General features: G+C 72.0%; 23 protein-coding genes. 9 read left to right on the top strand and 14 right to left on the bottom strand.

Annotation, left to right across the window (positions count from 1 at the left end; translation table 11 throughout):
• Positions 1 to 49 precede the first annotated feature (49 nt).
• Positions 50 to 2,101: an FUSC family protein gene (locus tag ACWGH1_RS03300; protein WP_453408377.1), complete on the bottom strand. Its 2,052-nt coding sequence runs from the start codon at positions 2,099 to 2,101 to the stop codon at positions 50 to 52.
• Positions 2,102 to 2,151: 50 nt separating this feature from the next.
• Positions 2,152 to 3,318 carry a DUF2786 domain-containing protein gene (locus ACWGH1_RS03295; RefSeq protein ID WP_453357766.1) on the bottom strand — a complete coding sequence of 389 codons (1,167 nt, stop codon included), beginning with the start codon at positions 3,316 to 3,318 and terminating at the stop codon, positions 2,152 to 2,154.
• A gap of 288 nt (positions 3,319 to 3,606) precedes the next feature.
• On the opposite strand from ACWGH1_RS03295, the gene ACWGH1_RS03290 reads away from it, so the two are divergent.
• On the top strand, positions 3,607 to 5,316 hold the full coding sequence (locus ACWGH1_RS03290) for a bifunctional 3'-5' exonuclease/DNA polymerase (RefSeq protein WP_453357511.1): 1,710 nt from the start codon (positions 3,607 to 3,609) through the stop codon (positions 5,314 to 5,316).
• 107 nt (positions 5,317 to 5,423) lie between these two features.
• Here the strand turns inward: ACWGH1_RS03290 and ACWGH1_RS03285 are convergent, their stop codons facing one another.
• On the bottom strand, positions 5,424 to 5,900 hold the full coding sequence (locus ACWGH1_RS03285) for a GNAT family N-acetyltransferase (RefSeq protein ID WP_453408376.1): 477 nt from the start codon (positions 5,898 to 5,900) through the stop codon (positions 5,424 to 5,426).
• 21 nt (positions 5,901 to 5,921) lie between these two features.
• A complete protein-coding gene (locus ACWGH1_RS03280; protein ID WP_453352760.1) occupies positions 5,922 to 7,157 on the bottom strand; it encodes a serine hydrolase domain-containing protein in 1,236 nt (411 codons plus the stop codon).
• Positions 7,158 to 7,522: 365 nt separating this feature from the next.
• Here ACWGH1_RS03280 and ACWGH1_RS03275 point away from each other — a divergent pair, with 365 nt between their 5' ends.
• Positions 7,523 to 8,221: a LuxR C-terminal-related transcriptional regulator gene (locus tag ACWGH1_RS03275; RefSeq protein WP_453352759.1), complete on the top strand. Its 699-nt coding sequence runs from the start codon at positions 7,523 to 7,525 to the stop codon at positions 8,219 to 8,221.
• 23 nt (positions 8,222 to 8,244) lie between these two features.
• Here the strand turns inward: ACWGH1_RS03275 and ACWGH1_RS03270 are convergent, their stop codons facing one another.
• Positions 8,245 to 9,063 carry a UbiA family prenyltransferase gene (locus tag ACWGH1_RS03270; RefSeq protein ID WP_453408375.1) on the bottom strand — a complete coding sequence of 273 codons (819 nt, stop codon included), beginning with the start codon at positions 9,061 to 9,063 and terminating at the stop codon, positions 8,245 to 8,247.
• 433 nt (positions 9,064 to 9,496) lie between these two features.
• Here ACWGH1_RS03270 and ACWGH1_RS03265 point away from each other — a divergent pair, with 433 nt between their 5' ends.
• From ACWGH1_RS03265 to ACWGH1_RS03235, 7 genes are read left to right on the top strand one after another with little or no spacing between them, the layout of a single operon-like run.
• Entirely contained in the window at positions 9,497 to 10,267 is a 771-nt protein-coding gene (locus tag ACWGH1_RS03265) for a YqcI/YcgG family protein (protein WP_453352757.1), read from the top strand.
• Positions 10,264 to 11,082, top strand: coding sequence for an arginase family protein (locus ACWGH1_RS03260; RefSeq protein ID WP_453352756.1), 819 nt, complete (start codon positions 10,264 to 10,266; stop codon positions 11,080 to 11,082). The genes ACWGH1_RS03265 and ACWGH1_RS03260 overlap by 4 nt, the downstream gene beginning before the upstream one ends.
• A 54-nt stretch (positions 11,083 to 11,136) precedes the next feature.
• Positions 11,137 to 12,114 carry a cysteine synthase A gene (gene cysK / locus ACWGH1_RS03255; protein WP_453408374.1) on the top strand — a complete coding sequence of 326 codons (978 nt, stop codon included), beginning with the start codon at positions 11,137 to 11,139 and terminating at the stop codon, positions 12,112 to 12,114.
• A gap of 59 nt (positions 12,115 to 12,173) precedes the next feature.
• Positions 12,174 to 13,298 carry a homoserine O-acetyltransferase MetX gene (gene metX / locus ACWGH1_RS03250; RefSeq protein WP_453352754.1) on the top strand — a complete coding sequence of 375 codons (1,125 nt, stop codon included), beginning with the start codon at positions 12,174 to 12,176 and terminating at the stop codon, positions 13,296 to 13,298.
• A 57-nt stretch (positions 13,299 to 13,355) separates the two neighbouring features.
• Complete coding sequence (locus tag ACWGH1_RS03245) at positions 13,356 to 14,102, top strand: SDR family oxidoreductase (protein WP_453352753.1); 747 nt, start codon at positions 13,356 to 13,358, stop codon at positions 14,100 to 14,102.
• A 56-nt stretch (positions 14,103 to 14,158) separates the two neighbouring features.
• On the top strand, positions 14,159 to 15,091 hold the full coding sequence (locus ACWGH1_RS03240; protein ID WP_453352752.1) for an ATP-grasp domain-containing protein: 933 nt from the start codon (positions 14,159 to 14,161) through the stop codon (positions 15,089 to 15,091).
• The gene (locus ACWGH1_RS03235) at positions 15,088 to 15,993 is read left to right on the top strand and encodes a DMT family transporter (protein ID WP_453352751.1); all 906 of its coding nucleotides are present in this window, start codon (positions 15,088 to 15,090) and stop codon (positions 15,991 to 15,993) included. The genes ACWGH1_RS03240 and ACWGH1_RS03235 overlap by 4 nt, the downstream gene beginning before the upstream one ends.
• A 157-nt stretch (positions 15,994 to 16,150) precedes the next feature.
• Here ACWGH1_RS03235 and ACWGH1_RS03230 read toward each other — a convergent pair whose 3' ends face one another.
• From ACWGH1_RS03230 to ACWGH1_RS03190, 9 genes are all read right to left on the bottom strand, one after another.
• Positions 16,151 to 16,390, bottom strand: a complete 240-nt coding sequence (locus tag ACWGH1_RS03230; protein WP_453352750.1) for a hypothetical protein — start codon at positions 16,388 to 16,390, stop codon at positions 16,151 to 16,153.
• A 13-nt stretch (positions 16,391 to 16,403) separates the two neighbouring features.
• Positions 16,404 to 17,813 carry a WhiB family transcriptional regulator gene (locus ACWGH1_RS03225; RefSeq protein WP_453408373.1) on the bottom strand — a complete coding sequence of 470 codons (1,410 nt, stop codon included), beginning with the start codon at positions 17,811 to 17,813 and terminating at the stop codon, positions 16,404 to 16,406.
• Positions 17,814 to 17,960: 147 nt separating this feature from the next.
• Positions 17,961 to 18,593 (bottom strand): hypothetical protein, encoded by a 633-nt coding sequence (locus tag ACWGH1_RS03220; RefSeq protein ID WP_453352748.1) that lies wholly within the window; start codon positions 18,591 to 18,593, stop codon positions 17,961 to 17,963.
• On the bottom strand, positions 18,590 to 19,606 hold the full coding sequence (locus tag ACWGH1_RS03215; RefSeq protein WP_453352747.1) for a hypothetical protein: 1,017 nt from the start codon (positions 19,604 to 19,606) through the stop codon (positions 18,590 to 18,592). The genes ACWGH1_RS03220 and ACWGH1_RS03215 overlap by 4 nt, the downstream gene beginning before the upstream one ends.
• Positions 19,603 to 20,229, bottom strand: a complete 627-nt coding sequence (locus ACWGH1_RS03210; protein WP_453352746.1) for a hypothetical protein — start codon at positions 20,227 to 20,229, stop codon at positions 19,603 to 19,605. Before ACWGH1_RS03210 ends, ACWGH1_RS03215 begins: the two co-directional genes overlap by 4 nt.
• 29 nt (positions 20,230 to 20,258) lie before the next feature.
• On the bottom strand, positions 20,259 to 20,873 hold the full coding sequence (locus ACWGH1_RS03205) for a hypothetical protein (RefSeq protein ID WP_453408372.1): 615 nt from the start codon (positions 20,871 to 20,873) through the stop codon (positions 20,259 to 20,261).
• Between the two features lie 12 nt (positions 20,874 to 20,885).
• The gene (locus tag ACWGH1_RS03200) at positions 20,886 to 23,096 is read right to left on the bottom strand and encodes a hypothetical protein (RefSeq protein ID WP_453408371.1); all 2,211 of its coding nucleotides are present in this window, start codon (positions 23,094 to 23,096) and stop codon (positions 20,886 to 20,888) included.
• 211 nt (positions 23,097 to 23,307) lie between these two features.
• Entirely contained in the window at positions 23,308 to 23,901 is a 594-nt protein-coding gene (locus tag ACWGH1_RS03195) for a hypothetical protein (protein WP_453354589.1), read from the bottom strand.
• 54 nt (positions 23,902 to 23,955) lie between these two features.
• Positions 23,956 to 26,946 (bottom strand): ATP-binding protein, encoded by a 2,991-nt coding sequence (locus ACWGH1_RS03190; RefSeq protein WP_453408370.1) that lies wholly within the window; start codon positions 26,944 to 26,946, stop codon positions 23,956 to 23,958.
• Positions 26,947 to 26,953: the final 7 nt, after the last annotated feature.

The following is a 26,953-nucleotide window of genomic DNA, read 5'->3' as shown; positions in this document are numbered from 1 at the left end:
GCCGCTGTGATCACTGGGCAGCCGCTCCCGACCCCGGTACCCCCGCTGATCAGGCACGCAGGGTCGCGGAGAGCTCCTCCAGCGCCTCCTGTACCTGCTGCGCCGCCGCCCGCAGCACCCCCGGGTCGCGCGCTTCCCAGCCGGGATCGGCCAGAACCGCGCGCACCGCGCCCCACTCCGGGGCCTTCCGCTCCCGCACCGCCCTCGCGGCCGCCTCGGTGTCCGCCCGCACGGCGGCGGCCAGTGCGGCCGCGCCCGGCACCGGGGCACGGGTGCGGTCCGGGATGTGCGCCTCCAGCAGCATGACGGCGCGGCCCAGCGCGGCCACGGCGTCGGCCGCGCCGTCGGCCGCCGCGCGGGACAGGCCGCGGTGGCGCACCGGTTCTCCCGCGGCCCGGCCGAGGGAGACCTGCCAGGCGATCCGGGCGTCCCGGGTGGCCAGCAGCGCCCGCCGGACGTCTTCGCGCCGGGCGCCGCCCGGATCCGCGTACTGGGCGAGCACCGCCTGCGCATAGCGCCCGACGGCCGCCAGCCAGTCGGCCAGGCGGGTACGCAGCCGCGGCGTCTCCCAGGCGGGGTAGAGGGCGTACCCGGCCATCGCCAGGACCCCGCCGACCAGGGTGAGGGCCACCCGGTCGTACACGGTCTGGTCCCAGCGCAGGCCGCCCATGCCGAGCAGGAACACCACGTATGCGGAGACACACGCCTGGCCCACGACGTAACCGGTCCGCATCAGCGCGTACATCAGACCCGCGGTGAGCACGGCCAGCAAGCCGGAGAGGTACATCCCGGGCCGCGCCAGCTGCACGACGGCGGTCGCGACGGACACCCCGACGAGGGTCCCGCCGAACCGGGCCACCGCCCGGGACCAGGTCTGGGAGAAGTCGGGCCGCATCACCATCACGGAGGCCATCGGAGCCCAGTAGCCGTGCCCGAACGGCAGCGCCCGGCCGACGGCGTAACCCGTGCAGGCGACGGCGGTGACCCGCAGGGCGTGCCGCAGCACGGGTGACCCGGACCGCAGCTCGGCCCGTACGGTCCGCACCACCTGCGGCACCAGGGCGGGCAGCGTGGGCCGCAGCATCGCGGCGCCCGGATCGGCGGTCCGGCCGGACCCCGGATCGGCGGTCTCCAGTACGTCGTCCAGCAGCGCCGCCAGCCTGCGTGCGGCCCGCAGCGGGGCACCCTGGAGGAGGTCGCCCTGGTCGGGGGCTTTCAGCACGGCCAGGGAGGGCGCCGGGATCCGGACCGGTTCGCCGTGCCGGATCGCCCGCGCGGCGGCGTCCAGGACCGCCCCGGCCGCGGCGAGCAGCTCGGACACCCGGTCCCGCGCCGGGCCTTCGGCGGGGGCCCCGACCGCCGGGTCGGCGAGCGAGGCCAGCACCGGCCGGATCCGCTCCGCGAGCCCGCGCGCCCCGTGCAGCTCGGCGGGGCGCCGCCGGGCCTGGCGGACGGTGACGGTGGCGGCGTCGCGCGCCTTCATCAGGGGCTGCGGATCGAAGGACGCCAGGGGGTCCCGGCGCAGCCGGCGGGCGTAGTCGGCCTCGGCGGCGAGCGCGTCGGCCAGGGCGTCGCGCTGGGCGCCCCAGCGGCGGACCGGGAACAGGACGATGAGCAGCGCCTGCACGACACCGCCGGCGGCGATCACCGCGGCGTGCCCGGCAGCCTGCGGGACGGACGTCGGCAGGGTGACGGTGATCAGCATGATCGCGACGTTGCCCGAGGCGATGATCCCGGCGGTGGGGCCTGCCGCCCACAACAGGCCCGCGGCGAAGGTCCAGAGGGCGAGCAGGGCCAGGAACGCCGGCGTGTTGCGGGAGCCGACCAGGTAGCCGACGAAGGTGGACACGGCCAGGGTCACCCCGGAGGCCAGAGCCAGTACCGGGCGCGGGCGCCAGCTCTGCTGGAAGGTGGCGATGGCCGCCGTGAACGCCCCGAAGGCGGAACTGGCGGCGGCACCCGGCCCGAGCAGGGCCAGCCCGGCACCGATGACGATCGCCAGCCCGACCGCCGCACGGACGGCGACGAGGGGCTCCAGCCGGGTCCGCTCGACCTTCATGCCTGCCCGGGCGGTGTCCTTCAGCGCCCGGAGCCAGCTCATGGGAGCGAGCGTAACGGGACGGGAGCGGCCGACGGCCGGCGGCGCGGGCGTCAGCCCGGCAGGGGGCGACGGCGGCCGCCCATGTGGGCCCGGTCGGCGGCGGCCGTGCCGTCCTCCCAGCCCGCGTGGTCGGTGGCGCCGCGCAGGCGGGTGGTCGTGGTGCGGGGGAACATCTCCTCCGCCCGGGAGGTGACGGCGACGTCCCGGGCCACCAGCGCCGGCAGGTGGCCCGGGGTCTCGGACGCGGTGTGCTCCGCGGTCTCGGCCAGCCGGTGGCCGAGCCGGCTGGCGTAGGCGAGCAGGAAGGACTGCCGGAAGGTCTTGGTGCGCTTGCGACCGCCGGAGCGCTGCGCGGCCTCGGCGCGGGTCATCGCCGCCGTGCCCTGTACGAGCAGCGAGGTGTACAGGAGTTCCACCGCCTCCAGGTCGCTCTCGAAGCCGACCACCGTGGAGAAGAAGAAACCGCTGTTCCACACCGCGCGGCAGCGGTTGGCGGTGGCCACCGCGTCGAGCAGTACCGCCTTGGCCTCCTCGTACGGCGGCTCGACGCCGATCCGGCAGGCGCCGGGCGTCCGGGCCGGCCCTCCGCGCCCGGCGGCGAGCAGGGCCTCGTCGACGGTGTGCCGGGCCATCAGCTCCTGGGCCTTCGCGCTCAGCGCCTCCGCCTCCTCCGGATATGTGGTCGCCTCGGCCTTCGCGAGCAGGGCCCGGATCCGCCCGAGCATCCGGGGCTCGATGTGGGCGTGCTCAAGGGGGTCGGCCGGGTCGCCCGGGAGCGGGCCGACCGGTTCGATCGACGGCAGCCGGATCAGCAGCCGGAACACCTCCAGCACCGCCGTCGCCAGCGTGAACCGGTCCGTCTTCTCGCGTTGCGCGAGCCGGTCACCGTAGCGGCCGTCCTCGGACCACCACACCTCGGCGTCCGTCCACCGCTCCGGCAGCCGGGCGTAGCGGCGCGCCTCGGCCGCGATGAGGTCGGCGGTGATGCGCGCGTGCCGCTCGTCCAGGTCCCGACGGACCAGCCGCAGCACGTCGGCCGGGCGCCAGCCGCGCTCCCAGGCCTGCCGCACGTACGCCTGCCCGCGCCCCAGCAACTCGCTCGCAGCCCCGCTCCAGCGCGCGGCATCGGCGGCGAGCAACGAGGCCCCGGCATCCAGCGCGGCGTCGTCCTGGGCATAGAGCGCGGCCTCGCAGGCCCGATCGACGATGTCCTTCACCCCTTCACCCTCCCACGGCCCGTCCCAGCCCTGGTGGGCCACCTCCCTGCCGACCACTGCGGCGGTCTTCCCACCCCCGCCGGCCCTCTCCAGCCCTGCGGGCGAGCGGGGCGGCACCTCCAGCCCCGCCGGCGATTGAGGCGCGGGGTCCGGGGCGGAGCCCCGGCAAGCCCGGCGCAGCCGGGGCCGCTCCGCGCGACGGCGCCGCACCCGACCACCCGGCAACCCGGCAACCCGGCGGAGCAACCCGCGGAGCCTCTGTCACCCCCCGGTGGCACACTCGCACCCATGACCGGCCGCACCCCCCACTGGGCCCTCGCCGAGGCCGACGACGGCTGGTGGCACGCCGCCCCCCTGCCCCCCGCCGCACCGGCCCCGCCCGGACCGGCCCCCGCCGCACCGGCTCCGCTCCGCGTCCGCGACCCCGCCCACGCCGTGCGCTCCGCCCCCACCGGCACCCGCTGGGTCTGGCAGTCCACCGCCGCCGTCTACCCCCGGCTGCTCGCCGCCGGCGTCCGCGTCGAGCGGTGCTACGACGTCGAGGACGCCGAGCTGCTGCTGCTCCGCCACGAGGGCCGGTTCGGCGAACCCCGCTCCGCCGCGGCCGCCTGGGCCCGGCTGAACGGGCTTCCCGTCCCGCCCGACCCCCCGGCCCGCGCCGCCGAACCCGGGACCCAGGACTCCCTCTTCGACCCGCGGCCCGCCCCGGTCCCCCTGGACGCCCTCGTCTCCGTCCACGCCGACCAGGCGAAACGGCACGACGCCACCGCCCACCCCGACCGCACGCGCCTGCTCACCGCCGCCGAGTCCGCCGCGTTCCTCGTCGCCGCCGAGATGCACCAGGCCGGGCTGCCCTGGCGGGCCGACGTACACCGCGCCCTGCTCACCGAGCTGCTCGGCGAGCGCTACGCGGGCGGCGGCCAGCCCCGGCGCCTCGCCGAGCTCGCCGACCGGATCTCCGAGGCGTTCGGCCGGCGGGTGCGCCCCGAGCTGCCCGCCGATGTCGTCAAGGCCTTCGCCGAGGCCGGGATCAAACTCAAGTCCACCCGGCGCTGGGAGATCCAGGGGCTCGACCACCCGGCCGTGGCCCCGCTCATCGAGTTCAAGAAGCTGTACCGGATCTACACCGCCCACGGCTGGTCCTGGCTCGGGGACTGGGTGCACGACGGCCGCTTCCGTCCCGAGTTCATCCCCGGCGGCACCCTGACCGGCCGCTGGGTGACCAACGGCGGGGGCGCGCTGCAGATCCCCAAGGTGATCCGCCGGGCCGTCGTCGCCGACCCCGGCTGGCGGCTCGTCGTCGCCGACGCCGACCAGATGGAACCCCGGGTGCTCGCCGCGATCTCCCGCGACCCGGCGTTCATGGAGGTGGCCGGCCGCCCGGAGGACCTCTACACCTCCATCTCCCGCCAAGGCTTCTCCGGCGACCGGGACAAGGCCAAGCTGGCCGTCCTCGGCGCCGTCTACGGACAGACCTCCGGGGACGGCCTCAAGAACCTCGCCGCGCTCCGTCGCCGGTTCCCCCGGGCCGTGGCCTACGTGGACGACGCCGCCAAGGCGGGCGAAGAGGGCCGGCTGGTACGCACCTGGCTCGGCCGGACCTGCCCGCCGCCCGCGGGCTCCGCCGATGACGACGGCGAGGCCGGGCTCCCGCAGGACCGGGAGGACGGCGCCTGGACCCCCGGCTACGCCTCGACCAACACCCGTGCCCGCGGCCGCTTCACCCGTAACTTCGTCGTACAGGGAAGCGCCGCCGACTGGGCGCTGCTGATGCTCGCCGCCCTGCGCCAGGCCATCGCCGCCGAGGGGCTCCGGGCCGAGCTGGTCTTCTTCCAGCACGACGAGGTGATCGTGCACTGCCCCGCGGCGGAGTCCGAGGCCGTCGCGCAGGCCATCCGCACCGCCGGCGACCTGGCCGGCCGGATCACCTTCGGCGACACCCCGGTCCGGTTCCCGTTCAGCACGGCCGTGGTGGAGTGCTACGCGGACGCGAAGTGAGCCCGGCGAACCGCCGGCTTGGCGGGACCCCGCGCGGTTGTTTCACGTGAAACGCGCCTGATCTGAAACCCGCCCGAGCCGGGGCCGGTTCGGCGCGGACCGACCGCTCAGCCCAGCTCGTGGAAGTAGATGTGGTACCCCTCCCGCACGAAGCCCTCCGACTCGTAGAGGCCCTGCGCGACGTGGTTGTCGTAGGCGGTCTCCAGCTGGACCCCGCAGACGCCCGCCTCCGCCGCCCGACGCACCACTTCCCGCAGCAGGGCCCGGCCGGCGCCGGTGCGCCGGCCGGAGGGGGCCACGTACAGGTCGCTGAGGACCCACACGGGCCGTAGCTGTAGCGAGGCGAAGGTCCGGTAGACCTGCGCGAAGCCGACCGTGCCCACTCCCGGGACGTCCGCCAGCAGGACCAGCGACTCGTCGCCCCGGATGCGTTCGGCGAGGAACGCGCGCGGGGCGTCCGGGTCTTCGACCTTCACCTCGTAGAAGTCGAGGTAGCCGCGGAACAGCTCGGCGGCGGCTTCGACGTCCGCCGCTCCGGCGACCCGCAACCGCACGTCCCGCTCTCCCGGCGTCTGTTCGTCCATGAGGCCCATTGTGCGGCAGGTTCAGTGGCCGGTCACGGGCTGGGCGGGCAGATCGAAGACGTGGTCCGGAGTCACCGTCTTGGTGATCGCCTGGCCGAAGAGGGTGCTGGGTTCGGCGCCCTGGTAGCTGATATCGGTGTTGAGCAGCACCACCAAGGTGGCCTGCGGCCCGGGGAGGTAGATGGTCAGGGACTGGTAGCCGGGCAGCGAGCCGTTGTGCCCGATCCACCCGTCGACGTTGAAGATGCCCAGGCCGTACCCGGAGTCCGGGATGTCGTCCGCGTTCAGCACCTTCAACCGCTGGGCCTGGGTTTCCGGCGTCAGCAGGGTGCCGGTGGCCAGCACCTTGGCCCATGTCCTCAGGTCATCGCGGTCGGAGATCATGGCTCCGGCGGCCCAGCCCCAGGAGGGGTCCCAGTCCGCCGAGTCCTGGGTCTTCCCGGTTGCCGTCTGGTTCGTGTAGCCCTGGGCGTGCGGCTTCGGGAACTCGGCGCCGGTGGGGAAGAGCGTGTGGTGCAGTCCGGCGGGTTCGAGCACGTTGCGCCGGATGTAGTCGGAGAGCTTGTCCCCACTGGCCTTCTCCACCACCAGTCCGAGCAGGATCAGGTTGGTGTTGCAGTAGTAGAAGTCGGCTCCCGGCGCGAACATCACCGGGTGCTTGAAGGAGTACGCCAGCAGCTCCTGCGGGGTGAACGCGCGCTGGGGGTCGCTGGTCAGCGCCTTGAAGAACCCCGGGTCCTGCGAGTAGTTGAAGAGGCCGCTGCGCATTTCGGCGAGCTGGCGCAGGGTGATCCGGTCCCCGTTGGGAACGCCGGAGACGTACTTGCCGATGGGGTCGTCGAGCCCGACCTTGCCCGCGTCGACCAGTTTCAGCAGGGCGGTGACGGTGAAGGTTTTGGTCTCGCTGCCGATCCGCATGTTGAGGTCCGGCTTCATCGGAGCACCGGTGGCCTTGTCGGCCACCCCGAAGGTCCGCTCGTAGGTGCCCTTGCCGGGCGCCGAAAGCGAGACGATCACTCCTGGGACCTGGGCTTCCTTCATCACCTTCTGGACGGCCTCGTCCAACTGCCGCTGCACGGCGGGCGTCAGCTGTGCGAATTCGTCGGACGGCGCAGGCGACGGTTGCGCTGCCGCACGTGTCACGGCGGCCGGGGAGCCGGCCGTGTCCCAGGCGTAACCCGCGCTGACCCCGAGCGGTACCACCACGAGCCCCACCGCGGCCGCCCCGACCGCCGCACCGCGCCAACGTTTCGTCATGCCTGGCCTCCTACCACGAGACCCCCGAGCACCACCAACCAAAGCTAGCCCTCCCCCCTCACCACGGCGACCGGAACCGGCCACCGGGGGCCACGCGGGTCGCGTCCGCGTCCACGGAAAGCGCTGTCCGCCACGTCGGCGGAGCAGCCGAAGGGGAGCTGTCGGGCGCCCGGTTCACAGCAGGTGACGTCGGCCCGCACCTGGGGGCACAGCCAGCGACGACTACGCGCGGTGACCCGCGATCCCACCAATTGGATCTTCTCTTTCGGGGGCACCGCTCGGATGTTAGCTTGCCCACGCCACCACACGGAGAGCGTCGCCCGGGACGGGCGACCACGGCGCTTCGTGGCCGGAAGGAGACATCAGTGGGTCATCAGGCGGCTGCCCGGCAGCTTCGTTCCGCCACACCCGAGATCATCGAGGCGTACCGGGCGGCGTTGGGACGACTCGGCAGCCCACTGGTGTCACGCGAGGACATCTGGCGGCAGTGCCGCCATCAGGCGGAGAACATCGTCGCCGAGTGCGCGCACGCGCTGGAGGCCGGTGAGCACGCGGAGCCCCCGGGGGTCCGGGAGTATTCCCGGCTGCTCGGGGCCCACCGCGTGGTGCAGCAGGTTCCGGTCTCCGAGTCGGTGCGTGCGGCGGAGGTGCTCTGGCAGGCCATGCAGGTCGCGGTCGGGGAGGCCGTCGAACTGGTGCGGGCCGATGAGCGCCACGCGGCGGCGCAGACCGTGAGCACCGCTTTCCGGGCCGCTGCCGGAAGCCGCCTGTACCAAGGGATCAGAGGCTACGAGGAGGCCCAGCGGCCGTCCGTCCCCGAAGAGGCGGAGAAGGCTCCCGGGGCTGCCGGGGACGCCTCGGACGCGTCGGCACTGGATCTGCTGACCCTACGGGAGCGGCAGATCCTGGAGGCGGTCCGGGCGGGGCTGACGAACCGGCTGATAGGCCGCAGGTTCGAGATCAGCGAGGCCACCGTCAAGCGCCATCTGCACAACGCCTACCGCAAGCTGGGGGCCGGCTCCCGGGTACAGGCGCTCAACAAGGCCTTCCCCGGCCAGGGTTGATCCGACCCTGCTGACGTCCCGGCTCACGCTGCGGCGAACGCGGCCAGCATGAGCAGGTTCGCGCCGTACTGCGTGACCATGAAGGCCCGGTAGGCGCCGCGCCGTTGTGCGCGGTCCGCGTCGGCCCGCCGGGCGTCGCCCACCACCCGGGCGACCACCCACACCGCCCCGGCCGCCACCGGCACCGTCCCCACGAGGGCGAGCGGGGCCCACAGGGCGGCCGCCGCCGTCCCGGCCGCGCCGACCAGCACGGCACCCGCCACGGCCAGGGACCGCGCCGCCGCCACTCCGCGCACGACCGCCACGGTGCGCCGCCCCCCGGCCGCGTCCCCGCCAGCGTCCCCCAAGTCCTTGACCAGGGAACCGACCAGAGCCATCCAGGCCGCCATCACGCAGCCGAACACCCCGCCGGTCGCGGTCCACCCGGACCCGGCCGCCGAGACACCCGCCGCGTACGAGGTCGCGCCCAGGCCGAACACCACCACCGCGCAGAGCCCGCTCGACTCCTTCGCCCGCACCGGGGAGGCCGAGTACACCCAGCCGAGCAGCAGGAAGCCCACCACCCACCCGAGCACCCCGGACCCGGCCAGGCCCCCGAGGACCAGCGCGGCGACCGCCAGCAGGGCCGTGACGGACCCGGCGGTGCGAACGGGCAGGTCGCCCCGGGCGATCGGCCGCCGGGAGCCGTTCGCCCGGTCCTCCCGGACGTCCGTCACGCCGTTGAGCAGGTACGCGCAGGACACCGCGCACCACCAGGCCGCCAAGCCGAGCACGGTCCGGCCCGCGGCCTGCGGCAGCTCACCGGCGGACACCGTCCCCACCACGAACCGCAGCAGGAACACCAGCTGTACCGACGGGCGGGCTTCCGCCCAGCACAAACGCGCCGCATGTGCGGCGTCGTGCCATCGGAGAGCCGGAATGCGAGCCGAAACGGGGACGCTCAGGTGGCCAGCGGAATTCATCACGGCCGCAGCCTAGGAATGGGCTCGGGCGCATCGCCATACAACCATCGGCGTACGCGGTGTACACCCCCACTGAGCCCTTGGTGGCAAGACGTTGCGGAACCCGGAATTCCTGCGGAACGATGGCGACGCCGCGGCCCGGTGAAGCGAATCAGAAGGCCCCGGTGGGGACATGGACCGAACCCGTACCGAAATCTCCGCCTCCGCACGAATGCGCCGGAGTCGCGGCACGTCCCGGAAAGGGCATCGACCCTCTCATCCCCCCTCATTCGAAACGGCAGGGCCCGTAGAAATGGATGCTCAGGTGGAAAGGTTGCAGCAGACCACGAAGCTGATCTCCCAGACGCAAGTCCTCGAAGGCGGAGGGGGATGGCACCGCGCCGTCTTCGACCAGATCGCGTCCCGGCTCGGCGGTCCGGACTTCCCGTGCGTCTTCTCCCGGAACGCGTTCCGGAAGCAGCTCCTGCGGTTCGTCTTCGTGGAGAGCGCCGACAGCGACGGCTTCCGGCACCTCGCGGCGGCCCTCACCGAGTACGTCGGGCTGTCCCGGGACTGGGACGGACAGCTCGACACGGCATATCCGCTGCTCGTGATGTTCTCGAAGGAGGCCGTGACCGCGCGCACGGTCGAGGAGTACCACGCCTTCGGCTGGTGGGTGCTACAGGAACTGCACCACCTCGACCCCGCCCCCTGGCCGGCGGACGTCGGGCCGGATCCGGATTCCGCATCCTGGTCCATGTGCTTCAACGGGATGCCGCTGTTCTGCAACATGAGCAGTCCCGCGCACCTGAACCGGCGCAGCCGGAATCTCGGCGAGCACTTCGCCATCGTCATCAATCCGCGGGAACGTTTCGACGTGTTCGCCGGCGAGACGCCGAGCGGCCGGAAGGTCCGCGCCAACATCCGCAATCGAATACATCTCTACGACGGAATGCAGCACTCGCCGCAATTGGGCTCCTACGGCGTCGGAGCACTCGAATGGCTCCAGTACGGGCTCATCGAGGAGAACGCCGAACGAAAGGGCGTCTGCCCTTTCCGGCCCCAGCCGGCTTTCGAAAACGAACAGGAGATGCTCACCAAATGATCGAGCTCATCGTGTCCCAGGGCCGGGTGGCCGACCGGGAGCCCCGGATGATCGAGGGCGCCGCCCGCATCGCGCGGGCCCTGGAGGACCGCTACGGACTCACCGCCCGCTTCATCGGCGAGCCCGCGCCGCCCGCCGACGACGACTGGAGCGTCAGCCTTCCGCAGGCCCGGGAGACGCTGACCGGGCTGCGCCGGGCCGTCACCGAGAGCATCGCGAACGGCAGCCGGACGGTGCTGATCTCCAACACCTGCTCCGCGAGCCTCGGCACGCTGCCGGTCGTGGCCAGGGAGCACCCGGACGCCGTCGTGCTCTACATCGACGGGCACGGCGACTTCAACACGCCGGAGACGACCGGCACCGGGTACCTGGGCGGGATGGTCCTCGCCGGCGCCTGCGGGCTCTGGGACAGCGGCCACGGCTCCGGCCTGCGCCCCGGGCAGGCCGTCCTGGTCGGGGCCCGCGACATCGACGAGGCCGAGGGCGGGCTGATCGCCGAGCACGGCGTCCGGGTCATCCCCCCGGCCCAGACCACGGCGGAGAACGTCCTGGCGGCCATCGGCGACTCCCCGGTGTGGGTGCACATCGACTGGGACGTGCTCGAACCGGGCCACGTACCGGCGGACTACACGGTGCCGGACGGCCTGCTGCCCGAGCAGATCCGGGCGATCTTCGACGCGATCCCGGCGGAGCAGCTCCGCGGCGTCGAACTCGCCGAGTTCAACGCCCCGCTGGACGACGAGCTGAGCGCACAGGCGGTCGAAACGATCCTCGCCATGGTCGCCCCCGCCTTCGAGAGCAGCCCGGCCGCCTAGTCCTGCCGTCCCCGTCCCGGAACACCACCCACACCGTCCAAGGAGTACCTTCCGATGCCCCTCCACGACAGCATCCTCGACACCATCGGCCGTACCCCGATCGTCCGGCTGCACCGCATGTCCCCGGCGCACGCAACGGTCTACGTGAAGGTCGAGTCGTTCAACCCCGGTGGCTCCGTGAAGGACCGCCTCGCACTCTCGGTCGTCCTCGACGCCGAGGCGAAGGGGCTGCTCAAGCCCGGCGACACCATCGTCGAGTGCACCTCCGGGAACGTCGGCATCGCCCTGGCGATGGTGGCCGCGGCCCGCGGCTACCGGTTCGTGGCGGTGATGGGCGACACGTACTCGGCGGAACGGCGCAAGCTCATCCGGGCCTACGGCGGCAGGGTGCTCCTCTTCCCGGGCCACCTCGGCAGCAGCGGCGGCAACCGGATCGCCGACGAACTCGCCGCGGAGCACGGCTGGTTCCGGGCCAACCAGTTCGACAACCCGGCCAATCCGGCGTACCACCGCGAGACCACGGCCGCGGAGATCCTCGGCGACTTCGCGGGCAAGCGGCTCGACTACTTCGTCACCGGATTCGGCACCAGCGGCACCCTCACCGGCGTCGGCCAGATGCTGAAGACGGCCCGCCCCGGCGTACGGATCGTCGCCGCCGAGCCGGACAACGCCGCCGTGCTCGCCGGACAGGAGTGGAACGTCCACCGGATCCAGGGCTGGGCCCCGAACTTCGTACCCGGCGTGCTCGACGCCAGCGTCATCGACGAACTGGTCACCGTCGACGAGGTGGAGGGGCGCGACACCGCGCGCCGCCTCGCCGCCGAGGAGGGCATCTTCACCGGCATCTCGGCCGGCGCCACCCTGGCGACCGCGCTGCGCGTCGCCGAGACCGCGCCGGCGGGCTCCGTGCTGCTCGCCATGCTCCCGGACACCGGCGAGCGCTACCTCTCCACGTTCCTCATGGAAGGGGTGGCCGAAGGCTCGGACGACGAGTGGCTCGCGTCCCTGGGATCCGGCGCCGACGTGGCCTGACCCCCGGCAGGCGGCCCCATCGTCTCGCGGCACACCACCACCTGGCAGGAACCAGACACATGAGGGAATTCATCCCCCCCGCGGCCCGTTTCGCCTACCTCCCCGCACGGTTCGCCATGCGCCTGGGCGGAACGCTGACCGGCGCGCGCATCGCGTACGAGACCGTCGGACGGCTGACCCCGGAGCGCGACAACGCCGTCCTCATCCTCACCGGTCTCTCGCCCGACGCCCACGCGGCCTCCCACCCCGCCGACACCGGCCCCGGCTGGTGGGAGGCGATGGTGGGGCCCGGAAAGCCCGTCGACACCGATCGCTGGTACGTGATCTGCCTCAACTCGCTCGGCAGTTGCAAGGGGTCCACCGGGCCCGCGTCGGTCGACCCCGCCACCGGCGAGCCCTACGGACCCGGCTTCCCCGAGCTGTCGATGGAGGACATCGCCGACGCGGCGGCCCACACCGTTCGCGCGCTGGGCATCGACCGGCTGGCGTGCGTGATCGGCACGTCCATGGGCGGCATGAGCGCCCTGTCCCTGCTGGGCCGCCATCCCGGGCTGGCCCGCGGCCACGTCAACATCTGCGGCGCGGCGCGCGCCCTGCCGTTCTCGATCGCGATCCGCTCCCTCCAGCGCGAGGCGATCCGGTGCGACCCGCACTGGAACGGGGGGCGGTACGACGACGGGCGCTACCCGCAGCGCGGCATGTTCACCGCGCGCAAGCTGGGCATGCTGACCTACCGGTCGGCTCGGGAGTGGGACGAACGGTTCGGCCGCGCGCGGATCGCGCCGCAGGACCGCGCGGCCGACGGCCGCGACGCACCCTTCGGCCACGAATTCCAGGTGGAGGACTACCTGGAACGCCATGCCCGGCGCTTCGCCCGCCGTTTCGACCCCAACAGCTACCTCTGCCTCAGCCGCTGCATGGACCGGTTCGACCTCGGCGAGTCCTGCGGTACCGCCACCGACGAGGCGCTCTCCCGTATCCGCCTGGAGAAGGCGCTGGTCATCGGGGTGGAGACGGACATCCTGTTCCCGCTGCGGCAGCAGCGGCAGATCGCCGAGGGCCTCTCCGCCGGTGGCACGGACGTCGAATTCGCGGCAATGGATTCCCGGGAGGGGCACGACGCCTTCCTGATCGACACCGCCCGTTTCGGGGCGCCCGTGGCGAAGTTCCTGACCGTTCTCTAGCGGACCGGTACCGCCGTCCCCATCCCCCACTACCCCACCCCTGTGTTGGAGATCCCCATGCCCGAACCGCTGCCCGGACTCGCCCTCGTCACCGGCGCCAACCGGGGCATCGGCTTCGAGACCGCGCGCCAGCTCGCCTCCGCCGGCGTCCACGTCCTGCTCGCCGGCCGCGACCGCGAAGCGGTCGACCGGGCCGCCGCCGCGCTGCGCGGCGACGGCCTGCCCGTCGACCCGCTCGTACTCGACATCACGGACCCGGAGAGCATCCGGGCCGCCGCCCGGGAGGTGGAAAGCCGGCACGGCCGCCTCGACATCCTCGTCAACAATGCCGGCATCCGCGTCGAGGAGTACGGGAAGCAGCCGTCCGAGCAGCCGCTGCGGCAGTGGCGGGAGACCTTCGACACCAACCTGTTCGGCGTCGTCGAGGTGACCACGGCCTTCCTGCCGCTGCTCGGCAGGTCGCCGGCCGCACGCATCGTCAACGTGTCCAGCCTGCTCGGTTCGCTGACCACGCACAGCGACCCCGAGTCGTACGCGTACAGCCCCATGTTCAAGTCGCTCCCGGCCTACAGCGCCTCAAAGAGCGCGGTCAACTCCTGGACCGTCCACCTCGCCTACGAGCTGCGGGGGACACCGGTCAAGGTGAACGCCGTCCACCCGGGCTACACCAGGACCGCGATGAACGACGGCGCGGGCGATCTCGACGTCGTGGACGGAGCCCGGACGAGCGTCACGATGGCGCTCCTCGGCGACGACGGCCCGACCGGCAGCTACACCCACGGCGCGGAGACCGTCCCCTGGTAGCCGCCCGGCCCTCCTCCTGGTCCCCCGCCTCTCCCCCCCGTATTGGAGTTCACCCGATGGGCAACCATCTGGCCCTGGTCACCGACGAGACCAGCCTCGCCATCGACTACGACATGCCCTTGCTGCTCGACGCCTGCCAAGCGGCCGGAATCAGGGCCGAGATATGTTCCTGGCGAGACCCGGACATCGACTGGGACCGCTTCGACGCCGTGCTGCTGCGCTCGCCGTGGAGCTACGTGGAGAGCCTCCCGCAGTTCCTGGACTGGTGCGAGTACGTCACCGACGTGACGTACCTGTTCAACCCGCTCCCTGTGGTGCGGTGGAACCTCGACAAGCGCTACCTCGCCGATCTGGCCGCGGCCGGCGTACCGGTCGTACCCAGCGGCTTCGTGGCCCCCGGGGCCGACCCGGCGGCGGCCCTGCGCACGTTCCTCGCCCGGCACGACCGGGCCCGGGAGATCGTGGTGAAGCCGACCGTCGGCGCCTACTCCAGGGACGTGCAGCGCTTCCCCCGGTCGTCCGGGACCGAGGCGGCCGCGTACGTGGCCAAGCTGCTCGACCAGGGCTGCCACGTCATCCTGCAGCCCTACCTGGACTCGGTCGACCACGACGGCGAGACCGACCTCATCCACTTCGACGGGGTCTACAGCCACGCCATCCGCAAGCGCGCGCTCCTCCTGCCGGACGGCACGGTCGACGAGCCGACCCAGGAGGCCCGCACGGCCCGGGACGCCGCCGAGGACGAACGGGCGGTCGCCGCGGCGGCCCTGGACGCCGCGGCCGCCCACCTGGAGCTCCGAGGGCCGCTGCTCTACGGCCGCGTCGACCTCATCCGCGATGCCGACGGAAAGCCGCTCGTCCTCGAACTGGAGCTCTGCGAGCCCTCGTTCAGCATGCCGTTCGCCGAAAGCGCCGCCGCCCGGTTCGCGCAGGTCATCTCCGTACGGCTGGAAGAAATCTCCCGCAACCGCAAGAACGGACAGTCATGACGGCACAGCAGGGTTCCCTCGCCCCCCTCACCACACCCGCGGTCTCCAGCGGCACCCTCTTCGCCGCCCTCGGCGTGGTCAGCTTCTCCTTCAGCTTCCCCGGAACGATGTGGGCGCTCGACGGGTTCGGGCCGTGGAGCGCCATCGGGGTCCGCGGCGTCCTGGCCGCCGTCATCGCCTGCGCCGCGCTCCTCATCGCCCGGGCGCCATTGCCGGCCCGCGCGGACTGGCCCGGGCTCGCCGTCGTCGCCGGCGGCTGCGCGGTCGGCTTCCCGCTGCTCACCACGCTCGCCCTGCAGACCTCGTCCACCGCGAACTCGGCGGTCGTGATCGGTGCGCTGCCGATGGCCACCGCGGTGTTCTCCGCCGTCCTCACCCGGCGCAGCCCGTCCAAGGTCTTCTGGGCTGCGGCGGGCCTCGGAGCGGCGACCGTCATCGTGTACACGCTGTCGCAGAACCACGGCCGGCCCACCGTCGCGGACCTCTACCTCTTCGGTGCCCTGTTGGTCTGCGCGGCCGGCTACGCCTTCGGCGGCCGGCTCTCCGGAGCGGGCATGCCGGGCTGGCGCGTCATCGCCTGGGGCGTCGTGCTCGCCGCCCCCGTCAACCTCGCCGTGGCCCTGTGGGCGCTCCCGCACGAGCCCGTCCACTTCACCGCGAAGGCCCTGGTCGGCATGGCCTACATCGCCGGGATCTCGCAGTTCGGCGGATTCGTCGTCTGGTACAAGGGCATGGGCCTCATCGGCGTGGCACGGGCGAGCCAGCTCCAGCTGGCGCAGCCGCTGCTGACGCTGGTGTGGGCGGTGCTCCTGCTCGGCGAACACATCACCCCGGCCGTCCCGCTCACCGCCGCCATCGTGCTCACCTGCATCGTGATCACCCAGCGCGCCCGCACCTCCTGACCACCCGGGACCGATTCGGGCGGCCCTGCGATGGAGCGCCCGGCCTCCGGAGCCGGCATGGCCTCCTCCCCCGCCGGTTACGGCTGGGGGTGGTGTCACCGGCTCCGGAGGCGGCCACGGCCCACGGACGAGGGGCCTTCGGCGGCCGGCGAGCGGCTCAGTCCGCCGGTTCCGTGGTTCCGTCCGGGTGGATCAGGATGCGGATCGTGCCGCCGTAGCGGTCGTCGCTGATCGTCGCCGGGGCCGGCCCGCCCATCTGCTGGGCGCGCTGCTGGAGGATCGCGATCACGACCTCCTGGATGTCGACGTACGGCGGTGCGGTCACGGGAACGCCGTCGATGAGCCCCGCGCTGTGCGAGAAGACGCGGACTTCGGCGGCCGGGTGCGTGGGATGCATGGTGCGGACCCCTTCAGGAGCTCGCGGCGGATACGCCGGTGGACGGAGCGGCCAGGGCGTACCTGCCGCGGGACACGCGCAGCAGGCGACCCGCCTGGGACATGGCGGACAAGGCGTTGCTGACCGACTTCGCAGGCTGTCGGTACGCCCCCCGGGGCAGCGCCAGCAGGACGTCCCGGCCGGTGAACGGCCCCGGGAAGGAAGTCACCGCCTGCTCGACGGCCCGCCGGAGGCTCGGCGCGGCTGCCGGGGCGATCGGGGGCGCATCCCCGGAAGCGAGGTCCGGTACGGAGCGCAGCGGCGTGTCGCGCCGGATGCCGTCGGCGGGCCAGGCGGCAACCCGGGGCCGTGGCGCCTCGGAGGCGTACTGGGCGATGTGCGCGCCGAGTTCCCCCAGGGCCGTCTGCAGGGCGGCCGGTTCCGCTCGGTCGGGCGAGTCGCCGACCTGGGAGCTGCCGCCCGGGGCGACGCCGTCACCGTCGTCCGGTGCGGTGCTCAGCACCGCCGTGAGCACCTCGATCTGGCGAATCGATTCGGCAAGCCGGTTCAGCAAGGGTTCGAAGATGTCCTGCCGCAAGGCTCCGAGCGGATCACTGGTCACGAGTTCCAGGCTCACCGATCCGGTGAGCCCGCCCCCCGCCGGGCGGTACGGACCGGCATCGCCCGATGCCGCACACCACGCCGCAAGGCGTCGGCGCACTTCGCCCAAGGCGCCCAGCAGCTCCGGCCTGATCCCTGTGGTGGGCATGCGGACCAGCATGGCCGCGATCTGCTCGGTGACTTCGAGGGTGGACAGCGTGGAGCGCACCAGGGGGCCGAGTACGGCCGTCTGTATGGCTCGGGCCGGATCGTCGAGTGAGAAAGTGATCCGTTCGCCTGCCGGGGGCGCCATCGATACCTCGTCCGTGTTGACTCGCTGTTGACCGGTGTGCGGCTCGCCGCTTGCCGCGACGCGGTGTGCCCTGCCGTAGCCCTGGCGGACCGGACCCTCGGGCGTACCCGTGGCCGACGACAGCGCGGGTCGGCTCGCCCAGTGCTCCTGCAGCGCGTGGAACGCGGCGAGTACGGCCTCGGCGTCCACGTGCCTCGCCTCGCGGTCCGGCCAGAGAGCCAGCCGCCCCTGGGCGTCACCGAGCGCGATCCGCCGCCGGATCCACCGCCGGTCCTGCCGGGTGGTGCCCGCCGCGTAGCCGCCGGGATCGGACTGGACGACGGCGTCCCGCAGGCATTCCGCCCACAGGGGACAGGAGGAGCAGAGCTGCCGGGCCGCGTGGGTCAGCGCCTGGCGCCTGCGCGTCTGGAGCGGTGGCCCCGCCTTGCCCCCGGGCGGATTGGTGAGCAGCGGCTGGCTGAATATGTCCGGTCGCCGCTGGCACGGCAGTGGGGCGGAGGAACCGGCTGACCGAACGGATGTTGGCGGCACTTTGCGTACTGTCGTGACCATGAAAGATCCCCCCGGGTTGATCAAGACTCCCGGGGACTCTAGAGCAGGTCAATTGGCATCGACAAAGTTGTTCCACAACCGGCTTCCGTGCCTGTGCGCGTTGGGGCGTGATGGTCCATCAGTCAACTAACGGTCGGTATCGGAAGTCGGCACGGGGCGTCGCGAACCCAGGCGCTCCGCCCGTCCGAGCCGGCTCCGGACCGCTGTGAATCCGCCACCGCGAACGGCCAGTACCAGGGTCACGCCGAGGAAGCCGAGCGGGACCGACGCGGCCGGGAGAACCGTTCCCACGGCGGACGTCACGACGAGGACCACATCGGCCGTCAGCACCGTGACCCCGCGGCGACCGGGGTGGTCCCGGGGGATCCAGGCCCCCAGGAGGGCCATCCCGGCGAGCGCCCAGTATCCGAACACGGCCTGTCCGCTGAGCAGTCCGTCCGCCTCTCCGCGGGCCATGGCGCCCACGGCCGCGAGATATCCGGTGACCGCGGAGGTGACGGTCGTCGAGACGAGCGCCAGCAGGAACTGGCCTCGGCGGCGCAGCAGCCACCCGGCCGCGGCCAAGAGGAGCACCGCAGAAACGGCGACGAACGAGGACATGCTGACCGAGGCGAGCAGGAAGACCGTGTAGGCACCGGCCAGCCCGAAGACGACCCGGGGCAGCAGCCGCACGGCCCAGTCGTCGCTCTTCTCCTGACGCAGGAGGCGACGGAGGGACCGCAGGCCGGCGGAGCCGGCCCGAGAGGGACGAGGGGTCATGCCGGGCCGTCCATTCCTGTGGCGTGGGGGCGGGGCGCGAGACCGGGAGCCGCCCCCGCGCCGGTGCCGGCGGACGGCCCGGAGGCCCCGCGCCGGGATGCGGTGGGCGTGGGTTTGAAGCCCACCTGCCACAGCGGAGTACGGACGCTCTTCGGCGGAGCCTGGAGGGGCGGCTCCTTTACGGCAGCGGCATCCAGGTTCGGCGTCCCGGCGGCCAGGACCTTGTCGACCTCGTTCTTGCGCACCTCGGGCTCGTCGGCGGCGTAGGACCACGGGTCGATGTACCGCGGCAGGGTCGGATCGTCGAACTGGGCGACCGCCCGGACCGCGTTCGTACCCGCCTCCGCCCGGGTCTGCGCCGGCCACGAGGGCGGCGCCTCGTAGGCGAAATGGATGTTGTCGAGACCGACCTTGGGGTTGCCGCACAGCGCGACCAGTTCCTCCCGGTGCAGGATGGACCGGGTGTGCGCGGTCTGGGCGAACACGATGGCCCGGCCTTCGGCGACCTTGGCGTACGTCTTCGAGATCTTCTGCCAGGTCTCCTTGGCGTACCCCGGGGTGAAGCCCGCCGACGCGCCACCGAGGGCGTCGATGACCTCGTCCTCCCACAGGAACATGTCGTCGAGTTCACGCCCCCCTCGGGTGGTCTCCAGCGTCTGCGCGACGCCCGGCTTGGCCTTGTTCCGCTGGTGGGCCCATTCCTCGGCGATGAAGCGCTGGTCCAGGAAGTGGACGCCGTCCTTGTTCGGCGGCACCGCGGGGTGTTCCACCCCGAACGACCAGAAGGCGCTGATCGGGTGCGTACCGGGGGACGGGATCAGCTTGGACTCGTCCTCGGCCAGCTGGTCGATGTATGCCTTCGCCGAGGGTGCCTCCGCCGCCTTGGCAGCGGCTTTGATGCGTCGCGCTACGGACCTCGGGTCCTGCCTGGCCTGCTGCGACGCCTCGTACCGGGCGCTCGCCCGGCGCAGGGCGCCTTGCTCGATGTACTTCGGTATCGGTTCCGGGCTCATCGTGTTCCGGCCTCGAGCGGACGGGGATACACGCGCAGGCTCATGTTGACCGCTCCGGCATCGGACCCGTCGGCGGTGCCCAGGGCCGGCGTGATCCGGAGGCTGGCGAGGGCGCCGCCCGGAGCTGCGAGCTCCCAGTAGGCGATGCGGTAGGGGTTCTTGTCCTCCAACCGGTGCTCCGGCTTGGGGACCGCGTACGGGCCCAGTTCCTCCGGGAAGGACGGCGAGTCCCAGGCCCCTTCCCAGGCGGGCTCGCCGAGCACCGAGGACACCGCGGTGACGTAGACGGGCCAGACGCGCGCCGCCTCGGCCAGCACGTCCGGGTTGCCGGCCGCGGTGTCCGCCGTCTTCCCCCACACCCAGTGGGACAGGCTCTGCACCGGCGCCCAGCTGCCGCCCTGTGCATTCAGTGTCAACTCGCCCCCAGTGTCGGTGCGCACGTTGAGCACGTACTCGAACTGGGTCGGCGTCCAGCCGAACTGCGCGCACCACATGTCCAGGCCCTGACCGGGCAGTGGGGGGCCGTTCCACACGGTCTCCCAGTGCACGTCGGCCAGCCCGCGCAGCTCGGTCACCAGCTCCTGCGGGGTCCGGTTCACCGGCGGTTCGAATGGGGTGCCCATGTCGCTGTCTCTTCCTCGCGTCTCGTACGTCACAGCAGCCAGCCGGGACCGGCGGCCGCTTCCGGGTCGGCCGGGCCGTGGCAGGTCAGAGTGATCGTCGCATCTGCCCCCGGCCGGTAGTCGAGGGCGAGCACGATCACCGGTGCGAGCGGGTTGGGGTACCTCCACTGGGCGAGCCGGTACGGGGCCTGCCGCTCCAGACGCTCGTCGCGGTCGCCCCACCGGCCCGGGGCCGGCGGCGCCGGGAAGCCGGGGCTGTCCCAGGCGCCCTCCCAGCCGGGAGCGCCCAGCGCGGCGGTCGTCCGCGCGAGGTGGGCCCCGTAGCGGTCGAGGCCGGCCGCGGTGAGGTCCGCGGCTTCGGACGCCGTATCGGCCCTGACCTTCCACACCGTGTACGAAGCGGAGGTCACCGGCCGGCCCGGGGCCGCCGGGGCGGCCAGGTGCAGCCGGCCGCCCCGGCGCGTACGGACCCACAGGCCCGCCTCCGGCCAGAGCGGCTCCCATCCGGAGGCCGCGCACCACGCGCGGCGCCCGTCCTCGTCGGCCGGGATCCCGTTCCATACGGTGCGCCAGTCCACGCGCAGCAGCGCGCCCAGCTCGGCGGCGACCTCCCCCGGCGGGTGGTCGGTGATCACGCTTGCCATGGTCGGCGTCTCCTAGCGGGGCATCCGGTCGCCGTTGCGTGGCGGCGGAGGCTGGTGCGGTGGCGCGGGCGGCTGCGGGGTCCGCGGCTCCGCCGCCCGCGCTGGCTGCTGCCGACGCGGCGCTCCGTCGTCGCCGCTGACCCGGCCGCCGGAGCGGGGAGCCGGCGGCGCTGCGGGGGCGGGCGCGGGAGTCTGCGGTGCGGGCGCGGGTGCGGCGGGGGCGGGTCCCGAAGCGGCCCCCTGCCCCTGCTGCTGGGGCGCCGACTGCGTGGACGCGCTGACCCGCCCGCTGCGGCGACGGGACGGCTGGGACCCCTGGTCGCCGGGCTGCCCCGGCTCCGGCGCCGAGTCCCTCCTCTTCACCATCTCGTCGTACTGGTCCTTCTGGACCTCCGCCCCCATCTGCGCGGCCTTGCGCTGCTTCCGCTTGGGGTTGCTCGGCGCGATCCAACCACCCTTCTGCAGCCGTCCCCCCAGTACGGCCTTGTCCATGCCCCGTCCGACGTTCCCGGCGCCCCGTCCGGCGACCCGGCCGGCCGCCCTGGCGGTCCCGGCGGCGGCATTGCCCGCGAGACGCTGCCCCTGGGCACCCAGCTGCCCGGTCAGCGAGTTCGCCATGTCACCCACGCCCAGCGCGTCTTCCGCACCCGCGATCTTCGGGCTGTAGGCACCCGAGAGCAGCTTCTTGAGCATCATCACGACGGCGATGGTGACCAGCAGCAGCATCAGCAACTGCATGAAGAGGGATATCCGGGACGGCAGGATCATCTGGTACAGCACCAACAACACGGTGAGGATGACGCCGAAGCCGGCACGCAGGACGAAGCTGTGGATGAAGGTCTCCAACCAGCCCTTGAGCAGTTTCTGCTGGGCCGGATGGATGCCAAGCGTCGCGATCAGCGGCAGCATGATGATCATGATCAGGGTCACCGCGTGCCACAACAGCGTGAGGGCACTGAGCACGATCACCATCAGACCGACGATCAGTGCGGCGATCAGCGAATAGAAGGCGATCCCGAGCCGGTCGCCGGCGTTCCTGCCGGCCCACTCGTCGAAGGTGACGGGGTAGATGTACTGGTCCGGCTTGTCACCGTTGGCGTCCTTGCCGCCGGCGATGTCATAGCGGATGGGGACCCAGTCATCGTCGTACTTCTTGAGATCCTTGCCGATCTCCTTGTTGGTCCGGGACTGGGCCACCAACTGGATCACCCGGAGGTCCTCACACCGCGCGCCGGAGCCCCAGTCGCACTCTTTCCCTGCGTTCTTCGGGACGCACGCGCCGCCCTGTATGCTGCCCGACCCTTTCCGGAAGACGCAGTTGGTGCCGGCGTCGCCGAACTGCCCCAGGGCCCACGGCCGGAACACCAGCGTGTCGTACATGGCGCAGCTGTTGACGCGCACACCCCGGTTGGGCGCATCGTCAGGCAGGTCACAGGGGGGCTGCATCTTCCCGGAAAGGCCGCTGAGGACCGCCTCGCTGAGCAGCGAGTTGGCCTGGGCGATGCCGGCGTCCGCTTCATTGATGAGCTTGTTGTAATTGCCGCCGGTGAGCATGGCCACGACGGCGATGGTGGTCAGCGCTGCCCAGCCGACGCCGGACCACGCCTCACGCATCTCGTTTTTGCGCCACTTCCCGAACACCCAGATCCCGGTCAGGGAGATCATCACGGGGACGGCAGGTATGAACAGGTTTTTCTTGAGCTTGTCCACGGCATTGTCGCGCCCCTCGTACAGACCGCCGAGCGGACTGGGGTTGGAGGCGTACTCCTTGATGGAGATGGCCGCGCGGGTGAACAGCTTGGTGCCGTCGAACACGGTGTTGGCTATGCCGTTGTTGACGAAGTCCATGATGGAGCAGTCGTCGGCACCGTTGGCGTTCGACCCCATGAACCCGCCGTCCTGGGAGGCGTCTCCCCGGCCGCGCATGGTCATGGACCAGTTCATGCCACGCATGCCGTCGAGCTCGTACATCGTGTAGTTCTTGGCGTGCCTCGGAAGTTCGGTGGGGCCGCCGAACAGGCCGGTCGTGTCGTTGAGGTTCTTACCGCGTGCGTTCTCCCACTGCTTGACTGCCGGGATGATCGATTCGATGTTGCCGGGGTTGTCCATCTGATAGTCGTCGTCGCCCGTGAAGTCACAGGCGAAGTCGAGTGCCTGCGCCGGGACGGGCACGGCCATGGTCAGGGAGAACAGCGCGAACAACAGGAACAGACCGATCCGCACCGCACGCCCGGCGCCCCGAACCAGGTCGAGTGGCGAACGGGCTCGGGCACTGGATTCACGTGACGTGGCGCTACGGCGCACGGACATCTGCTTCCTTCGGGAGTTCCGCGACATGGGACTGGCCGGGGTGTCGGTGACTACGAGCGACGCGGTCGGTCAGCACGCAGCCCTCGGCCAGTCCCTTGTGCTGCTTGCCTCGTGCGTGCAGGTGTTACGCGGGGATGTAGTCCGTCGTGACGCAGCCTTCGACGGCGCTTTCGGTCTTGGAGTAGCCGCTCGGGAGCTTGCTGTTGAAGGCGGCGTTGCACGACGCGACGAGCAGCCCCGAGGGCTTCATCGCCCGCGTGTCGTCGCTACCGGTGGGCACGACGGCGAAGTCCGCGCCGACCAGGAGGATGGTCTTCTTCCCGGCGGCCTCGTTCGCCTTGATCGCCAGCAGGAACCTCTTCATGTCGGAGACGGCCAGCATGGCGATCGGCCCCCGTTGCCCCTTGCAGTACGCCCGCTCCTTAACGCCGGCGTCGGCGCCCTTCGGCAGACCCTCGAACTTCTCGGCGGTCTCCGAGTACTGGCCCAGCGTCGCGTCCGTCTCCAGGTCCCCGCACGTCGTGTACTGGCTGACGAAGCGCTCCATCGAGGCGACGTCCTTCGCCTTGGGCAGGCTCTTGCCGGCCGGCTTGCCGCCGGAGGCCGCGTCCGCAGGCCGCCCGTCCCCGTCCCCGCCCCCGCTTCCACCCCCACAACCGGTCAGGGCCACGAGTGCCACGAGAGCGGCCCCTGCGGTGAGGCTCTTGGACAGGCGCATGGTGTCTCCTTAGGTACGGCGTACGGCGTTCGGAACGGTCTCGGTACGGGTCGGTCAGACGGCGGCGGCCTCCGCGGCCTCCGCCGCGGCCGCGGCCTCCTCGGCCTGGGCCGCCTCCTGCATGAAGGTCCAGTCCCACACGCTGAGCGGCGGGTCGATCGACTGACGGGCGGGGCGCGTGGTGCCGTTGGTGTCCGTGGCGGCGAGGATCTCCTTGAAGACGAGGTCCACGGCAACCGTGCCGACCCGCTTGTCGACGTCGCGCTGCAGGCAGACGCCCGTACGCAGATCCTGCAGGGCCGAGATGACCTTGGCGTCGTTCTCGGGCCGGCCGAGGAGCGGTGCCACCAGGGACGCCTCCTGGGCGGACTTCTGCTTGAAGGCGAACACCGTGTGGATCTGGTTGGCGCCACCGCTGCGCGCCTCGGAATCCTCGATCTGCACCAGGTCGATGGCCTGCTGCGTGATCAGGACCGTGACCGCCAGGTACGAGCGGCCCTGCTTGAGGGCGCGCCGCATCAGGTCCCGGCCGCTTTCGGTCGCGGTGACGACGTACGCCTCGTCGACGAAGAGCGCCTTCGGCCGCAGCCCGATCTCCCCCGTCACCGGGTTCTTCTCGTACCCGACGTCGAGCATCTGGCTGCCCAGCTCCACGACCGCCATCAGCGCGGTGGCGGCCAGGCGTTCGGCCGGGTTCCAGTTGCGCGGGTCCGAGGAGGACGGCGACTGGAATCCGCGCAAGGTGATCACCGTACGGCGCTTGCGCATCGCGGACAGCGTCTGCGGGCGCTCGGCGAAGGCGAGGCGCGCGTACGGCAGGGTCCGCAGCTCGGTGAGGAGCATCTGGGCCAGCTTGAGCTCCTTGACGGCCTCGCGGTCCCCGCTGGCCACCGCGTGGTCGTAGGCGTTGACGACCTCGTCCACGACCTGCCACAGCGTCGGCCGCGGCACCTTGAGCTCCGCCTCCCGGGCGGTCAGCCCCTGCTCGGTGGCCTGCCGCATCGCGGAGTTGTACCAGCCGACGACCGTCGCCATCGCCTCGATGACGGGCAGCCGTACGCGCTGGTAGTCCTCGTCGCCGAGGAACCCGCGGAGCATCGACTCGGCGAGCAGACGGCCCGAGGGGACGTCCCGGGCGACCACCCACGGGTCGAGCACGCCGGCCTGACCCTTGAGGAGGTCGACGACCTCGGTCTCCGCCCAGAACTCCGGATTGACCGGCCGGAAGCGGCTGCGTTCGGTACCCAGCAGGCCGGTGTCCGCGTCGTGCGCGAAGGCCGGGTCGTTCACCTGGGAGCCGAAGGCCAGGTAGTAGCAGAGCTGGGCGAAGTCGGTCTTGGGGTCGATGACCAGACAGCGCACGCCCGCCTCCGACTCCTCGTAGAACTTCTGCAGCGCCAGGGACGACTTGCCACCGCCGGACGCACCGACGATGGCGAGGCCACCGCCGTCGTTGCGGGCGGGTCCGACGTGCAAGGAGTAGTGGACGGGCATCTTCCCGGCCCAGCCGACGAGATTGCCCACCCAGCCCAGCTGCCTGCCCGACCGGTGTTCGGGGTTGTCGCCGAGCTCGGTGCCCGCCGTGGGCAGGCCGGCGCCCAGCTGCTCGACCTCCTGCAGCCGCAGGTAAGGCGCGATGGGCAGCTTGGGAGCGTCGCCCGGCAGCTGGGACTGGAGCAGCCGCCACTGCTGGCGGGTCGGCCGCAGCAGGGTGACCTTCAGGTCCTGCTTGAACTGCATCTCCAGGACGCGGCGCCGGCGTTCCAGCTCGGCGAGGTCGGGCGCGGAGATGGTGAAGCGGATCTGCGCCTCCATGCCCGGCATCTTGTGTTCCTCGACGTCGTCGAGGAGGTGCTGGGCACGCGTGACCTGGTTGGCGAGCTGGGTACCGGGCGAGCGGCCGGAGTTGGCCATGTCGTTCATCTCGTCGACCAGGTTTCCACTGATCTTCTTCGCCCGGTCCTTGAACTTCAGGTACGGGATCAGGGTGAACCGCATGTCGATCTCGACCGGGAAGTCCACGTGCTGCGAGGCGTAGCGCGCCCAGGCGGTGGACTGCCGGAAGCGGGTCTCGGTGGGCCAGCTGGCGGCCACGAGCGTCGTCGTGTAGCTGGTGTGCTGTTCGCCGGTGACCTCGTCGTACTGGTGCAGCACGATGTGCGTCTTGTGGTTCTCACCGGAGAAGTCGACGACGAGGTCGAACTGGTCCGGTCCCCAGGAGCGGGACCCGAGCACCGGCTCCGGCGGTACGGCCAGGTCGCCGTGGAGCGGCTTGCGGATCAGCCAGACCAGCTCCTCGCGGCTCAGTGGCACGCCGTTCAGGCCCTCCAGGCTCTCGTGGACCTCCCGCGCGACCTGGGTCCACTGGGCCAGCACGCCGGGCGACAGGTACTCGTCGTGGACGCCGGTGGCACCCGCCGCCGCCCTGTCGGCGGTGTCGCGCAGGCCGCGGCCCAGGCCCGGCTCCTCGACCGGGTCGTCACCGCCGGGGAGCACCCCGCTGCCGTTCGACCCCCGCTTCAGCGACCCCAGCTTGACCAGCAGGATGTTGCGCTCGCGGGTCGCTCCGATGCGCTCCTGGTACTCCGCCTTGCGGAGGTTGTACGCCTTGTAGTTCTCGGTCGGGTCCCACGCCACCGTGTTGAGCTGCTCGGCCCATTCCACGGCGGTGATCGGCCGGTACACCTTGCGGTAGTGGCACTCGACGTTGCGGTCGCCGCGGGCGAGGTTGAGCAGTCCGCGGGCGGGGCCCTCGGCCATCGCCTGGAGCTCGGTGGCGTTGAGGTACTCGTCGATGGCGGTGGGCAGCACGAGGCCGGTCCACACCGACTCGCCGTGCACGAAGACCATGTCGTCGGCGTAGCGGTAGGGCAGCCGCAGGTCTTCGCGGCGCGTGGTCCGGGCGGCCTGGTTGCGGGGGCCGCCGGTGCCGCGCGTACCGCCGGAGCCCTGACCGCCCTGGGACTTCTTGGAGCCGGCGGCGGCGATGATCATGGCGATCACGAAGAAGGCGACCGCCCCGCCCAGAAGGATCATCATGATCATGAAGGAC

The sequence above is a fragment of the Streptomyces sp. NPDC054883 genome, assembly GCF_053610645.1.
The sequence above is the reverse complement of the archived record's forward strand: the minus strand, read 5'-3'. Positions and strand labels throughout refer to the sequence as shown.